Here is a 15,034-nt window from a genome sequence, read left to right as displayed (position 1 = left end):
TAAACGTTTACCCCGCAATACTATATTAAGAATCTGCGTTTATCAATTCAGTAACAAAGAAAATTAAATGTTAAATTTATAACATTTAATTTTCTTATTAAAATCGAGGTACAAAAGGCGTGAGTTATTCCACACTAAAGTGGTAGTGAATAGTCATGTGAAATGGCTGTTCAGGCGTGGTAATGCAATTAGGAAACTGGGGTTTGTTTGGCGCATCAGGAAAGTGTTGAGGCTCTAAACACAACGCGCCAAGTTGTTCGCTAGACTTCAGTGACCCTGTGTAAAATTGTAGGCCCGGTAAACTGGTGTAGAGCGCCATTGAAATACCTGTGTCGTCAGCTTTTACCAGCGCTTGGGGGTGTGAATCTTGCGCGTTATTTAATACAAAGTTGTGATCATACCCCCCCACCATATTAAACAGTGGTATGAGTTGGCATTGGCTGATTTTCTCTTCTATTTTTGTCAATTTTCGAAAATCAAAAACGGTTCCCTCTACCTTTTTGATATCACCCGTTGGCAATAAAGAGGCATCGGCATCAGTTACACCATCAGCATTAATCTGGACACGAGTTGTGCCGACAGTTGGCGCATTGCTTAATGTGAAGTAGGCGTGCTGCGTAAAACTAAGGGGCGTTGCTCTATCTGTGGTGGCAGTAATCTCAAGTGAAAGTACATTGTTGTTGTCTAAACGATAGCAAGCTTCGACCGCCACATTTCCGGGAAAGCCACCTTCCCCATCAGGACTGTGTAGGGTAAGTACAAGGTATGCGCTGTCGTCATCACTACCGCATTTACCGTCCCAGACTTTTTTATGAAAGCCGGGAATACCACCATGTAAGTTGTGTTGGCCACCATTTTTATCTAAGTGGTATACTTGCCCATCAAGGGTAAAGGTGCCGTGTCCTATGCGGTTGGCGTAGCGACCAACAATAGCTCCTTGATAGCTGGGATCTTCGATATATCCTTGAAGTGTATCGAAGCCTTGAATGCAATTTTTGCGTTTTCCCTGTTTATCTGTAAGGGTAATTGCCGTGATGATCCCACCGTAATTCAGTATCTTAACCTGCATATCATTGGCATTAGTTAGAGTGTACTCGTTAATCACTGTATCCTCTATATTGCCAAATGGAGATATTTCTACTTTCATAACAAAATATTTACCTTTAACTCAACATGATCGCCAAACGAAGCGCTTTACAAGGAATGAATACTTGTATTTTTGTCCGTTTGAAACACAAAATTGCGAATGAGGTTATACGTTTTCAATCCTTTTTAACAGTGATTTGCACCTTTGTGCTATAAGGTAAAACCACTTCGTCTGGAAAGGTATCAACAATTGACGAGAAGTTTATCTTTTCTTGTAAATATAATGTACGCTATGGAGCATTATATTCTGAATCCGCTTACTCACTGCAAATACTTAAGTTTTTAATACGATGGCAACAATAAAAGACATAGCCCAAGCTGCTGGAGTGTCGCTGGCGACGGTATCCCGTGTAATCAATAATGGACCGAAAGTGGGCAATGAAACCCGTGAACGTGTCAAAAAAATTATGGAAGAAATGGGATATCGTCCTAATGCAAACGCCCGGGCGCTCGTTACCAAGCGCAGTGCCTCGTTGGGAGTAGTGATTGCGGAGCTCCATGACCCGTTCTTTGCTATGCTGGCACACGGCGTAGAGTCCATCACCCGTAAAAACAACGTGCAGATATTGTTGAGCGCTGGCTCAATTGAAAAGGAAACGGAACGTCGCGCTATAGAGACGTTACTTGAGCACCGCGTTGAAGCCATGGTTGTACATAGTAAAGCGTTAGACGACGCGACACTTGTCGACTTCGCAAGGCAAGTGCCGGGTTTTGTATTGATAAATCGCTACATTCCCGAAATTGCTAACCGCTGCGTATGGCTAGACAACGTAACTGGCGGTAGATTAATGGCAGAGTATGCAATTAATCAAGGGCACAAGCACCTGGCGGTTATTAGTAGCCAATATCGTATCGACGATCCAAATCAGCGGTTAGAAGGGATCCACAATGCGGTGAGGGAAGCTAACTTGTCATTACCTGAAAGTATGATTGAATATGCCACTCCTGACCAAGAAGGGGGTGAATTAGCCATGCAGAATCTATTGGCAACAGGTGCCGAATTCACAGCGGTGCTGGCCTACAATGATGCGATGGCTTCGGGCGCGATGACAATGTTACAAGATCATGGCATTGCAGTGCCTGAACAAGTTTCTGTAATGGGGTATGATGACGTATTGTTGGCCAAATATTGTCGTCCCAAACTAACTACACTGCGTTATCCCATAGAAATGATGGCAGCAAAAGCCGCGGAGCTGGCCCTTAAGTACGCTGCAGGTGGCGTACCTGAGAAAGGGTTAACCTTCAAATATACCCCCACTATTGTAAAACGCGACTCTGTTGTTCGCATTTAATCGCTCATAGTTTTAGCCCTAATTTTTACAACCCGACGCGCTGAAATTTATTTGGGTAGATGTACTTTTGCGTCTACCCATCTGTCTATTCAATAAAATTTCATCGCTTTATTGTATTGACAAAAATATTCAACTGATCCTTAACAAGATTCCATTTATCCCCAATTAACAAAATCGCACGATCGCCAGAGATTGTGGGATCAAAATTAATTAAGATCCTGTGAATTTACGCTACAGCTATTGATTTTACAGTGATTTCGTGATCATCGTCGTGTTAACAGAAGCGATCGTGATCGCTTGCCACATAGGACTATTAACAGACTTACCAACAAGGTTTTCCACTTGTTATCCACAGGGCTTTTTGCGTCAACTACTGGGAAAGTCTAGACAAAAATCGTCGATACTCACTAAGCGCATACTCAGATTTTAGCGTTGCGTTGTGGGTGGCGCCGGGCACGACTGTAATGTACTTTTGACTGCTCGCGGCGTTTTCCAGTAATTGCTGGCTTATCGGATAAGGGGTTATTTTATCCTTATCACCTACCACCAACCAAAGAGGGCCTTCGTAATGACGGAGGATCGGTGCAATTTGCATACTGTGCACTTCATCGTGCAATTTCATATTGGTAAGCGAATTAGAGAAACCAGGTATCATGTTGGCAATAAGGTCAGATATATTATTAAACGCACCGTCCAGAACCAATGCATCAATTTGCCTATTAGCGGCCACATAACTGGCAAAGTAACTACCAATACCACGTCCGTGCACCACAATTGGTAAATTGCTGTCAAACGTTGATTTCACATAATCAAACTGCGTTAACGCGTCTTGCTTAATCTCATTGATACTCAACTTCAATGATTTATCACTGGCTCCTACCCCCTGATAATCTAGCCATAATAGATTGGCAGGCAGTTTACCTAAACGATGTATAACGCTGTTATTTTCACTTATGGACATCCGATTATCAGGGAAAAATACAACGTTAACAATAGGTTCGGGGTAGGAGACGGCCACACCTCGCAACATGAGCCCATGCGTGTTTCTCACCTCAACTCGGGTAATTCCTGCAGATGCTTTGTCCTTTTGAATTGCCGCATGCAATTTTGTCGTATCCACCGGCTTGCGCTCAACATCTTGGTAAAAGAATGCAGAGGGTGACACATTAATAGCGCAGCCAATTAACAAAAGGCACACTACACTTCCAATAAAAAAGTTTTTCATTTTCATAACCTTAAAGGCTTCCTAAAGTCCATTAGCGAGGATGGAGTCCCGTTTGCACGTCGCATAACGTGTCACACCACGTCCATGCTAAACCAGCTGTAACAGTTTGCAACAGTTGATCGGTTTCTCTCTTTGTTTTATGTCTTTATACTTAAGTACAATGGATTAGCGTTTAACTTTGATTTGCAAGACCACAAGCAAAACAGTCACCAAGGGTATATTTACGAAGTTATGAAAGTTTCCCCCGCTCATTTCTTTGCTTTTAAGAGCATTAGTCGTTGTTTAGCAGTGTGCTGCGCAAGTGGGTTGCTTATAGCATGTGAATCAACGCCACCTCCCCTAGACTCTTCTCTTATTCCTGAGTCGCATCGCAAGGCGCACCAGGCAAGCCTGTCAAAGGCGAAAGCCTGCCCACTAAAACTTGAAGCGTTGGAGGATCTACGCGCTAGTAAAGATTTATTGGTGGGGAATGAAAATATCGCCCAAGATATTTTATATCAAGAACTGAAAGGCAGTTTATTTGATATGAACGTGACCTTCGACAATGAAGTAAACAACCGAGTTAAAGTGTCGTTAGAAAGAGCTTTTGTAAAAAGTCTGGGGGGGAACCTCATCGCCACTGTGATTATCAATGCACAATACAAACCTCACTACGCTGAAGCATTCTCTCCCCCTGTGACTTATCGCGGTCAAAGCACCAAAGTGAATGTGGTACATAACGAGCCAGAACAAAAACACTCTGCGCTAAAGTCGGCTATGGTTGAAGCCATAAAACAAGTTACTCAGCGTCTGAAATCGTCCCTATTGCATCAGTGCGAAGATCCCACTGAAAGTTTAGATATCAGCTAAACTCAAGTCGGTTTTAATTAGGCCAGTTGACCTTTGCTGTTCATTTATACTCCGGCCTATACACCCGTGAGAACTTCACGGGCTTTAACGGCATCAAATTCCCTGTCAACTTTTAGGTAAACAGCACCATTCACGCGACTTACAGTTACTTCAAGTACACCGGGAACCCGTAACAACTGTTGTTCTATGTCTTCTGCTATCAGGTTGTTTAATGTGGCGTGCATCATAACGCGCTTAACTCGGCTGGCTTCGTGAATACCCGCGAGAATTAACAGCCAAACCAAGGTACTCAGTGCGCCAATTGCATAGGCTATGTCCTGTGTCCACCAATCAGTGACCAAGCCGGAAAGTACACCACCCAAAAACGCGCCGAAAAACTGAAAGCTTGCGTATAGCCCCATTGCAGTTCCCTTTTGCCCTGCGGGTGCCACGCTGCTAACCAATGCAGGAAAGTTAGCTTCTAAGTAATTGAACCCGGTAAAAAACAGTACGACAGCCGCAGTTACCCACCACCAGCTATGGCTTTGTACACTTAGCACCAGAAATGCGCATCCCATCAACAGCACACCTGTGAACAACAAGAATTTTGGCGTGCGTCCTCTGGCCACACCCATCATGACAATTAGCCCTATAATAGAGATACCCAATACCGGTAAGTAAACCGTCCAATGGCTCTCTAAGGTCATGTTAAAGTTGACTAATGTGGTAGGTAGTTGAACAAAAAGCAGGGTAATGAGCATATGCAAAATCATTACACTGACATTTAAACGCCATAGTTGGGAGGAGAATACTAAGTGCTTGAGCTGACCCTTTTGAGGTAAGGTATCTCCACTACTTAAAGGCTCGCCATTTGGCACGACCCATTTCACTAACGGCATACAGAGCAAAGCCAGCACGCCGGTGATGGCGAACACGCCCGCCAAGCCATAGCTGTTGGCAATTAGTGGCCCTAATATAACCGCTAAATAAAAGGAAAAACCGATTGCGATACCGATAATAGCCAGCACTTTGGCTCGCTGACTTTCGCGACTCACATCGGTGGCAAGCGCCATAATGGCACCTGCGATAGCCCCAGCACCTTGCAAAATACGCCCAACAATCATCACCGCCATACTGTCTGCATTTGCAGCCACAAAGCTGCCGATAGCAAAAACACTTAGCCCTAATAAAATTACTGGCTTACGACCCCATTTGTCCGACATCATACCCATGGGAATTTGAAGCGCAGCCTGTGTCAGACCATATCCCCCTACGGCAAGCCCCACCAAAAGCGGTGAATAATCAGGGTAGTCCATAGCAGCCACCGCCAATACAGGCATCACCATGAACAAGCCCATCATACGTAAAACGTAAACCGAAGCTAAAGCAAGCGCAGCGCGTAATTCCAAAGCGTTCAAAGCGTCTGTTTTCCTCAACAAGATATAACGGCGCGTAGAATATTTTTTATCTACAATAGAAATAACAAAGTCGCGAAGTGTAGCATAATTTAACGATGTGCCCACGTACCTTAACGGTGATTAATATTTTCTTTACTCAGTGAAATTAGGTATTCGGCTCTTTAGTATTCACCCTAGACTCAGCATCATTTTATACGCGTTACAATGGTTGTTATGCTAAACGACAGGTGATCTCACCACACTGCTCGAAGTATATAACTTGAATGTCATATCACTTTACTTGACACCTATGGCATACTGATTCTTTTTCTCTCATTTAGGCTTCAATGGATAAAATCGAAATTCGCGGTGCTCGCACCCACAACTTGAAAAACATCGATTTAACACTGCCACGAGACAAGTTGGTGGTGATAACTGGCCTTTCCGGCTCGGGAAAATCGTCTCTTGCTTTTGACACTTTGTATGCAGAAGGTCAACGTCGCTACGTTGAATCTCTTTCTGCCTATGCTCGTCAGTTTCTTTCCATGATGGAAAAACCGGATGTTGACCATATTGAAGGCCTTTCACCAGCCATCTCCATTGAGCAGAAATCAACATCGCACAACCCGCGTTCTACCGTGGGAACAATTACCGAAATATACGATTATTTGCGTCTGATGTTCGCCAGGGTGGGTACACCCCGTTGTCCTGATCACGATGCACCGCTAGATGCGCAGACAGTGAGTCAAATGGTCGACAAAGTGTTGGCCATGCCTGAAGGCAGCAAGCTTATGTTGCTCGCGCCTATTGTAAAAGACCGTAAAGGGGAACACGTTAAAACCTTGCAGAACCTGTCTGCCCAGGGCTTTATACGTGCGCGCATCGACGGTGATGTGTGCGACTTATCCGATCCACCGCCTCTGGATCTACACAAGAAGCACACCATTGAAGTGGTAGTAGACCGCTTTAAAGTGCGCGACGACATGGCACTGCGTTTAGCTGAATCATTTGAGACGGCATTAAGCCTGGCTGGCGGCAATGCAGTTGTCGCGGATATGGATGATAAGGACGCAGAGGAAATTATCTTCTCTGCCAACTTTGCTTGTCCACACTGTGGCTACAGTATAAGTGAACTAGAACCTCGCTTGTTCTCATTCAATAATCCAGCGGGAGCCTGTCCAACGTGTGATGGTTTGGGTACCAGACAGTTTTTCGACCCCGCTCGAGTGGTGGGCAATAGCGAACTTAGCCTATCAGGAGGAGCAATACGTGGCTGGGACAAACGCAGCTATTATTACTTCCAAATGCTCCAGGCAGTAGCCGATCACTATAGCTTTAGCTTGACCGCGCCTTTCGAATCATTGGATAAGCAACATCAAGATATTGTGTTGTACGGGTCTAAAGGCAAATCGCTATCGTTCAAATATATCAACGAGCGCGGCGACGTCATGGAGCGCAAACATCCCTTTGAAGGCATTATTCCCAATATGGAGCGCCGCTACAGAGAAACCGAATCCAACGCTGTACGAGAGGAGTTAGCCAAATATTTAAGTCAGCAACACTGCAGTAGCTGTAACGGAACGCGCCTTCGCGTGGAAGCCCGTAATGTGTTTATACAAGACACTAATTTGCCCACTATCGCTGATATGTCCATTGCAGATGCTTTCCATTTTTTTGAGTCATTAAATTTAGCAGGCCAGCGAGCACAAATCGCAGAAAAAATACTCAAAGAGATCCTCGATAGGCTGCGTTTTCTCATCAACGTGGGGTTAAATTACCTGTCTATGTCGCGCAGTGCTGATACGCTGTCGGGCGGAGAAGCCCAGCGCATTCGGTTAGCCAGCCAAATCGGGGCTGGCCTTGTGGGTGTGATGTATGTATTGGATGAACCCTCCATTGGGTTGCACCAACGTGACAATGAGCGCTTATTAAATACCCTCACGCATTTACGAGATTTGGGTAACACCGTGTTGGTAGTTGAACACGATGAGGACGCTATTCGCGAAGCAGATTATATCGTCGACATCGGCCCGGGTGCCGGCGTTCACGGCGGTGAGATAATTGCGGAGGGTTCTCTGGAAGACATAAAAAACAGTGAACACTCACTTACTGGAAAGTATCTTTCTGGAAGGGAGAGAATTGATATTCCATCTCAACGAACTACAGTGAAAGATGACGTGTGGTTAGAGCTTAAAGGGGCCACAGGTAACAATTTAAAATCCGTAGATCTGCGTATTCCCACAGGCGTAATTACCTGTGTGACCGGGGTGTCAGGATCAGGGAAGTCTACCCTAATCAACGATACCTTTTATAAGATTGCACAACGGGAGCTCAACAAGGCGACCACGTCTGAGCCGGCTCCTCATAAATCCATGACCGGCCTTGAGCACCTCGACAAAGTGGTTGATATTGACCAAAGCCCCATCGGCAGAACCCCTCGTTCTAACCCAGCAACCTATGCCGGAATTTTCACTCCGATCCGTGAAATGTTCGCTGGTACACAGGAGTCACGTTCACGGGGTTACAAACCCGGCCGCTTTAGCTTCAACGTTAAAGGTGGGCGCTGTGAGGCGTGTCAGGGTGACGGTGTCATTAAAGTAGAAATGCACTTCTTACCAGACGTTTATGTGCCTTGTGATGTATGTCAGGGCAAACGCTATAACCGCGAGACGTTGGAAGTCAAATACAAAGACAAAAACATTCACGAAGTGTTAGAAATGACCGTCGAAGATGCGCGCGAATTTTTCGATGCTATTCCGGCCATTTCACGCAAATTGCAGACATTAATGGATGTTGGTTTGTCGTACATTCGTTTGGGACAAGCTGCCACCACCTTATCCGGTGGTGAAGCACAACGTGTAAAATTGGCAAAGGAGTTGTCAAAAAGAGACACCGGCCAAACACTTTATATCTTAGATGAGCCCACTACCGGACTCCATTTTCACGATATCAAACAGTTATTGGCCGTACTTCACAGATTACGGGATCACGGTAATACCGTAGTGGTTATTGAGCATAACCTGGATGTAATAAAAACAGCCGACTGGATAGTAGACCTTGGACCCGAGGGTGGTTCTGGTGGTGGCCAGATTATTGCAGAAGGAACGCCAGAACATGTGGCACAGCAAGACGTCTCACATACTGGACGCTTCTTAAAGCCCATGCTCGAACAGAGATAAGCTTGACCGGAGCTAGCATATTAATAACGCGCAGTGTTTTTACTTAGTAGAAGCAGTACGCGGTAAAAATTTGCTAGCGTTTACCGCTTGTCGGGCTTGTAAAAACCGCATCGTTAGTTAGGATGTTTTCTGTGTATTTTGCAGTAAGAACTGCTGGAGCGAACAATAATGAATCAAACGCCGCCATTAGCCTTAGTGAAAACTTGGTATCACCTACTTTCATCTTCTGAAGATAATGACGTAAAAGCCCGTGCGCAGGAAATGCTATTAAACGCTTTTGAATCGCCCGAGGCCATTGCAACCTACCTTAAACAACACAATATTCTCAAGCATTAGGTAATAAAGGCGTTAGTTCTAATAGGGCTAACGCCATACCCTACTGACATACAGGCCGTTGTAGAAATATATTGCAAAGCATTACGGACACTAATTATGCTTTGCAGCTTGAATCGCCAACCCTTCACATACAGAATTAAATGCATCATTCTCTAAACGCGGTAGTCCTGTAAGTAGAGATTCATACAGTGCTTCGACCACAATGGGTGACAAACTCATCCCCCCTGTAATCATCACGACCTCAGGTTTTTCTACGCTGTGTTCCAGACACTCAACCACCAAAGCTTTTACTTTATCAAGCCAAGGTTTTAAAGCTTTCTTTAAAGCATCCTGAGTAATTTCTACGTCAAAGTCATCTTCGATGTAATGCAGTGGCAGCGTAATGTTTTGCTTACTTGAGAGTAACTCTTTTGCCAAACGAGCTGAGTTCACGACCCTCGCTGACAGTTTATTCTCTTGTACTATCAGTAAACGCTCTAATGGTGCTGGTTCTTTTATTACCGACATGGTTTGAGAAATATCTAACCCGTAATCATCAGAAAAAAAGCGGGTCAGTGCTGGAATATTATCTACAGCACACATATCAGAGAAATAGGTCGGTGGAACGGGAAGCCCGTTAATCATTTTAAGGCCCATTCCCATTTCGGGCGCAATCGCCTTGAGTACCAGGCTCTTGTCACAATCCATTCCGCCCAGCCTTCTACCTGTCACCGATAGCACATCGCTTTTCCGATCAAGTTGATTGGCGCGTTCAGGTGAAAGCTTAATACAGCAGATATCTGTAGTGCCCCCACCAATATCAACGATAAGCGTAGTGGTGTCTCTTGGCAGCGTTTGCTCAATTTTATAAGCGGCTGCGATAGGCTCATCTAGAAAGTTAACACCGCTAAAGCCTGCTTTATTGGCCGCTTCAGTCATTATCTGAATGGCTTGCGCATTGCCTTCTTCACCACGGGTACCGTGAAATTTTACGGGGCGACCAATAACTGCATTATTCACGACCTTACCTAACTGTTGCTCTGCACACTGTTTAAAGTAAGCAAGTTGCTTTGCAATAATGCCAATAAATGCCTGTTTTTGATCGCCATCAAGGGATGCACCCAAAAAGTTCTTCGGGGAGTAAATAAGCCGCCCCTTATCGGGCATTTTAAGAAAGCGCCTGAAGCCTTCTTCACCAAACGCAAATTTACCGTGTTCAACTAGCCTCAACAGCGGAATTTCATCTAGCGACATGGCATGCATAAGTTGAGCAATAGCCTTTCTCTGTAGCGCCGGTTTGTTGTGTAAATCACCGCGTAAAGAATCAATACGATCACTAAACATGGCTTGCTCTTTGGGATCCTTCGCTGAGTAATAACCGTCTTTAGCCTTGTCTATTTGATCATTAATAGCGCGTTGAAGTTGCGCCACTTTTGCTTCAACCATGGCAGCAGGTGGCGGGGGTAACTCGTCTTCAAAGTAGATAAAAACCGAAGAGCGAATTTTGTTGCCCTTTTTATCAAGAGGATCAAGTTTAATGTGCTGATGGGTGGTGCCATCAAAATACACAACCTCAGAATTTGATGTACCGTAATCAATCCCAATTGCAGTCATAGTAACGTTATTACACCCAGCGTTGTCAAAATAAAAATAGCGGATAAGTCTACTATACAAAAGCGTATCAGCCTATGAACTTGCCAATGTATATTAGCGCTTAGCAAAGTGTCCCCCATGTTGTAAGAAGATAACTAGACGTAAAAATTCATCTCCCATACAGGTTTAGCATCATACAACCTGCGCACAAGACTGTGCACCTCGGTTACGGGGAATTGCATACCTTCAAGGATATGCTGTAGGTCAAGTGGAATATTTGAGAATGTTGTAAAAGTGTGTATTGTTTTAACTAAGCAAACATTTTAATTCTAAAAAATTGGACTGGCTGGTATGAGTAATACGGTAGTGGTACAGAGCAGGGATTCCGAGCATTCGCAGACTGATTTACTTCCAGCAAATAATCAGGATATATTCTGCTTCGATAGATTTACCGTCAACACCCAGCACAAATTACTACTCGAAAACGATACCGAAGTGTCGATAGAGCCTAAAGTTTTCGATTTATTAGTCTACTTTTGCAAAAACGCTGATAGATACGTGTTAATTAGTGAGCTGCATGAGCATGTTTGGGAAGATCGCGTCGTAAGTGATGCCGCTGTGAGACGTGCTATCAGCAAGCTCCGAATACTACTTGGTGAAACCGACAATCATTCGCTCATAAAATCAGTGCATAAACGCGGTTACAAATTAGATTGTACTGTTTCTCAAAAATCGCAAGATTGCCAACCGGAACAATTATCTCTATCCACACCTCAAGAAATGAGCTTGAGCAATAGGCTTACTCCACAGTCCCTTGTTCAACGGGTTCGACGAATTCCGTCATCAGTCATTCTCTTTGCAACACTTTTGCTGGGAACAGCTCTCTTTTATTTATTTGAAAATCATTCAGTCTATAGAAGTAAACTCGTCAATTTTTCGGGAGAGAAAATAAGTGCAAGTACCAATGATGACACTAGTGCGGTGGTATTCGCGGGTAAGTTAATCGGAGAACAAGGCTTTCAACTGTTTCACGCCACCCTAGACAATCAAAACATACGTCAACTGACGCAAAACGCCAACAACGTGACGGAAGTAAAGTTTTCTAGGGATCAGACATACATTTTGTTCATTGATTTATCCTTAGGTGGTTCAAAGATACTCCGTAAAGGAATAAATGCCGAGTCAGAGGTCCAAATACTGGTTGAAGGGTTTAGTATTATTTCAGATTTTGATGAAGCCCATGATGGAAGCGGACTTTATTTCTCGGCAGTAAGAGATTCGCAAGGAATGGGGCAAGTATACTACCTTGACTATTCAACGGGAAATATAGATGCAATCACATACGCACACGATACGAATTCAAATGACTATCACGTAGATGTGTCACCTGATGGTGAATATCTTCTCGTCACAACATCTATGAGTGGGATGGAAGAGCACGTTCTATCGCTTTTCAATACTCGTAACAGAGCGATAGTAAAGCGCTTCTTCCACACTCGAAGTTTGTATGAAGTGACTTGGCTAAATGACGAAGAAATAGTGCTGTTGGACAGCGTCGAAATAATAAAAGTTCACGTAGAGAAAGCAACGCGAACCCTAATGGGATTGAACCAAGGCAGTAATATTATTGATATTGAACCTCTCGACAGCGGAAAATTCATGGTAGTTCACAAATCGTTGTCTGATTCTTATTTTATCGAGGTTAACCTACCTTCATTTGACACCGCAACACAAAGAATCTTGGTTACGCCTGGAGCCGGAGTAAGTGAAGTACTATATCTAGGTGAATCTAATGATTTACTCTACGTGCTCAAAGAAGGTGACACTGCCAAAATAGTAATGGAGAGGAATAAAGAGCAAATATCTTTACTGCAGAGCACGATGACACTTGAGTTACTTGATGTTGCTCCACAAAGCGATTTTATATTGCTATCGCTTGATGGCTTATTAGCGTTACTTGAAATTGAAACAAATAATGTTAAGTACATTACGACGGGTGGCCAGATGATCGCTCACGATGCTATCTTTAATATAAAAGGAGATGGTGTTATTTATGGCGTGAAAGAGCGCGGTGTATGGAAAATAAAAGAATACCAATTGGAAAATCAAAATGTTCTGGAGTTATTTTCAAGCTTTAGAGCAGCTAGACAAACACAAGATAAAATATTTTTGCTTAGCGAAAGTTTTACGCTCAGCGTTTATGATTATAAAACTGAAACTTTAAAAGAATTACCTCACTCGTTACCCTCAGCAGAAAACACCAACTGGTATGCAGACAATCACTATATTTATTTTAGTGACTTCGATGGTAAAGATGCACATTTCAATGTATTTGATCATAATGGAAAGCCAATTAATGAGAAAACCTTTAATGCCTCTTCTATCAGTGCATCTTTCGACATTAATCCATCTCGAGGCAAAGCAATTCTAAAAAGCTGGCCTTACTCAGAGGCTGATATTTTACTTCTTGATTCCAATGCGCTCTCTGCAATGACTACCCATCCATAACTTACATAATCTGTTTGTTTATACCGATTCACAGTATCTCAACACGAAACGATGTGTGACTTTTCACGAAACGATGTGTGACTTTTCTCTCACATCGTTTGCTTACTGAACAACTTCCGACTTTTTCCCCGAAAAAAAGTGTTTTTCGTAAAAAAGCAATATTTATAACCGCAGACCTTCCCTCACCAAAAGCCTCCAAAAAAATAAAATAAGACTTATATTTCATATAGTTAAAATTGTAACCAAGTTGTAACCATCAACATATTTCTTGGTTACGTTCACGGTTTTACAAAAATCATGAAACAGTATTGCAATGGTTATTTTATAAACACCACTTGTCGACCAGTATGAACTCGAACCAAACAAAACGACTCTACTGAGGAACTAAACATGACTACATTAACAACTACTTCACGCATAAACCTAAAGACGCTTTTTACACCTGTTGCTTTGCTTTCAATGGCACTCATTAACCCTGTTGGCGCAAAGGAAATAACAACTTCATTTGAGAGCGTAAAAGGCGAATCTGAAATAACTATCAAAACAACTGACCCTGCAACTATCTGTGTAATGATTCCTAAGCTTTGCAGCAAAAACTAAAATCATTTTATTTAATTTGTGGGTGAGCAAAATGAAAAAAATAAAATATCTTATAGATGAAATAAAAAAAGTAAAAACAAAAGCCCAATTTGATAGTTTTTTTAGCGGGATAACATCTTTAGAAAACTATTGCTGGGCTGGGATAATAATCCAAGAAAATGAAACCGCAACCAGTATAAACAGAAAAATAATTGGTGATTTACCAAATGAAATAATAGGAAAAATATTTTCAGAATTACCTCATAAATTTTCGTACAAAAAGCTCACAGAAATAGATTATATTTTTAGAGAAGAAATTAAAAATAGTAACTTATTGAACGATGACTTATCAGGTATTTTACTTCTACCTTTTCATGGTGCAGGTAACGATTACGGTCACTTTATATTAGGGCTATCTAACCGAGGTAGCCATCCTGTGAACCGAATTTCTGAAAAGCTTGGATGGTTTTGGTCCATCGTTGTTCCCTATTTATACGCAGCCTACACCAGCGCGTGGAAAACCGATCAAATCCACATTACCAAAAGGGAGCTTGAATGTATTCGCTGGGCTTCTGAGGGTAAGACTTCCTGGGAAATCAGCCAAATTCTCAATATTTCAGAACGTACGGCAAATTTTCACATCTCAAATTACATACAGAAAACGGGCAGTACCAACAGACAACAAGCAATCGCAAAGTGCTTATTAAAAGGACATTTGGTGATCTAAATTCGCGTAGAGTTATTCTTAAAAACAAGGTGAATGAAAATGGATAGAAACAGAGTATTTAAAGAAATTGGTATTTCCATTAAAGAATTAAAGATTCTAGAACGCTATTGCAGTGACAGTATGGAACCCGACGATCACAGCTATTCTGCGTATTGCAATGACTCTATTGGCAGTATTTACACTAGTGAGGAATCACTGGATTCAGACTTTTCAATACCCTCTTGTGATTACTAAAGGATGCTGAG

At 42.9% G+C, this 15,034-nt stretch carries 12 protein-coding genes; 8 read left to right on the top strand and 4 right to left on the bottom strand.

Annotated features, from left to right (window positions below; genetic code table 11):
* Positions 1-124 precede the first annotated feature (124 nt).
* Entirely contained in the window at positions 125-1,147 is a 1,023-nt protein-coding gene (locus ACMCM8_RS17805; RefSeq protein WP_412724098.1) for an aldose epimerase family protein, read from the bottom strand.
* A gap of 289 nt (positions 1,148-1,436) precedes the next feature.
* On the opposite strand from ACMCM8_RS17805, the gene ACMCM8_RS17800 reads away from it, so the two are divergent.
* Positions 1,437-2,438 carry a LacI family DNA-binding transcriptional regulator gene (locus ACMCM8_RS17800; RefSeq protein WP_412724096.1) on the top strand — a complete coding sequence of 334 codons (1,002 nt, stop codon included), beginning with the start codon at positions 1,437-1,439 and terminating at the stop codon, positions 2,436-2,438.
* 370 nt (positions 2,439-2,808) lie between these two features.
* Here ACMCM8_RS17800 and ACMCM8_RS17795 read toward each other — a convergent pair whose 3' ends face one another.
* Positions 2,809-3,663: an alpha/beta hydrolase gene (locus tag ACMCM8_RS17795; RefSeq protein WP_412724094.1), complete on the bottom strand. Its 855-nt coding sequence runs from the start codon at positions 3,661-3,663 to the stop codon at positions 2,809-2,811.
* Positions 3,664-3,894: 231 nt separating this feature from the next.
* On the opposite strand from ACMCM8_RS17795, the gene ACMCM8_RS17790 reads away from it, so the two are divergent.
* Positions 3,895-4,512, top strand: coding sequence for a hypothetical protein (locus ACMCM8_RS17790; RefSeq protein ID WP_412724092.1), 618 nt, complete (start codon positions 3,895-3,897; stop codon positions 4,510-4,512).
* Between the two features lie 56 nt (positions 4,513-4,568).
* Here the strand turns inward: ACMCM8_RS17790 and ACMCM8_RS17785 are convergent, their stop codons facing one another.
* Complete coding sequence (locus ACMCM8_RS17785) at positions 4,569-5,909, bottom strand: MFS transporter (RefSeq protein ID WP_412724090.1); 1,341 nt, start codon at positions 5,907-5,909, stop codon at positions 4,569-4,571.
* Positions 5,910-6,235: 326 nt separating this feature from the next.
* On the opposite strand from ACMCM8_RS17785, the gene uvrA reads away from it, so the two are divergent.
* Complete coding sequence (gene uvrA / locus ACMCM8_RS17780) at positions 6,236-9,067, top strand: excinuclease ABC subunit UvrA (RefSeq protein ID WP_412724088.1); 2,832 nt, start codon at positions 6,236-6,238, stop codon at positions 9,065-9,067.
* A 168-nt stretch (positions 9,068-9,235) separates the two neighbouring features.
* A complete protein-coding gene (locus tag ACMCM8_RS17775) occupies positions 9,236-9,403 on the top strand; it encodes a hypothetical protein (RefSeq protein WP_412724086.1) in 168 nt (55 codons plus the stop codon).
* A 90-nt stretch (positions 9,404-9,493) separates the two neighbouring features.
* Here the strand turns inward: ACMCM8_RS17775 and ACMCM8_RS17770 are convergent, their stop codons facing one another.
* The gene (locus tag ACMCM8_RS17770; protein WP_412724084.1) at positions 9,494-10,996 is read right to left on the bottom strand and encodes an Hsp70 family protein; all 1,503 of its coding nucleotides are present in this window, start codon (positions 10,994-10,996) and stop codon (positions 9,494-9,496) included.
* 330 nt (positions 10,997-11,326) lie between these two features.
* Between ACMCM8_RS17770 and ACMCM8_RS17765 the strand changes: the two genes are divergently transcribed.
* The 4 genes from ACMCM8_RS17765 (at position 11,327) to ACMCM8_RS17750 (ending at position 15,023) form a co-directional block, all read left to right on the top strand.
* Positions 11,327-13,483 (top strand): winged helix-turn-helix domain-containing protein, encoded by a 2,157-nt coding sequence (locus ACMCM8_RS17765; RefSeq protein WP_412724082.1) that lies wholly within the window; start codon positions 11,327-11,329, stop codon positions 13,481-13,483.
* 390 nt (positions 13,484-13,873) lie between these two features.
* The gene (locus tag ACMCM8_RS17760) at positions 13,874-14,083 is read left to right on the top strand and encodes a hypothetical protein (protein ID WP_412724080.1); all 210 of its coding nucleotides are present in this window, start codon (positions 13,874-13,876) and stop codon (positions 14,081-14,083) included.
* A 31-nt stretch (positions 14,084-14,114) separates the two neighbouring features.
* A complete protein-coding gene (locus ACMCM8_RS17755; protein ID WP_412724078.1) occupies positions 14,115-14,789 on the top strand; it encodes a helix-turn-helix domain-containing protein in 675 nt (224 codons plus the stop codon).
* Between the two features lie 39 nt (positions 14,790-14,828).
* A complete protein-coding gene (locus ACMCM8_RS17750) occupies positions 14,829-15,023 on the top strand; it encodes a hypothetical protein (protein WP_412724076.1) in 195 nt (64 codons plus the stop codon).
* The last annotated feature ends 11 nt before the right edge of the window (positions 15,024-15,034 follow it).

Source organism: Alteromonas sp. D210916BOD_24, assembly GCF_047159385.1.
Taxonomy (GTDB): Bacteria; Pseudomonadota; Gammaproteobacteria; order Enterobacterales; family Alteromonadaceae; genus Alteromonas.
Note: the sequence above shows the minus strand (reverse complement) of the source record. Positions and strands in the feature narration are given on the sequence as shown.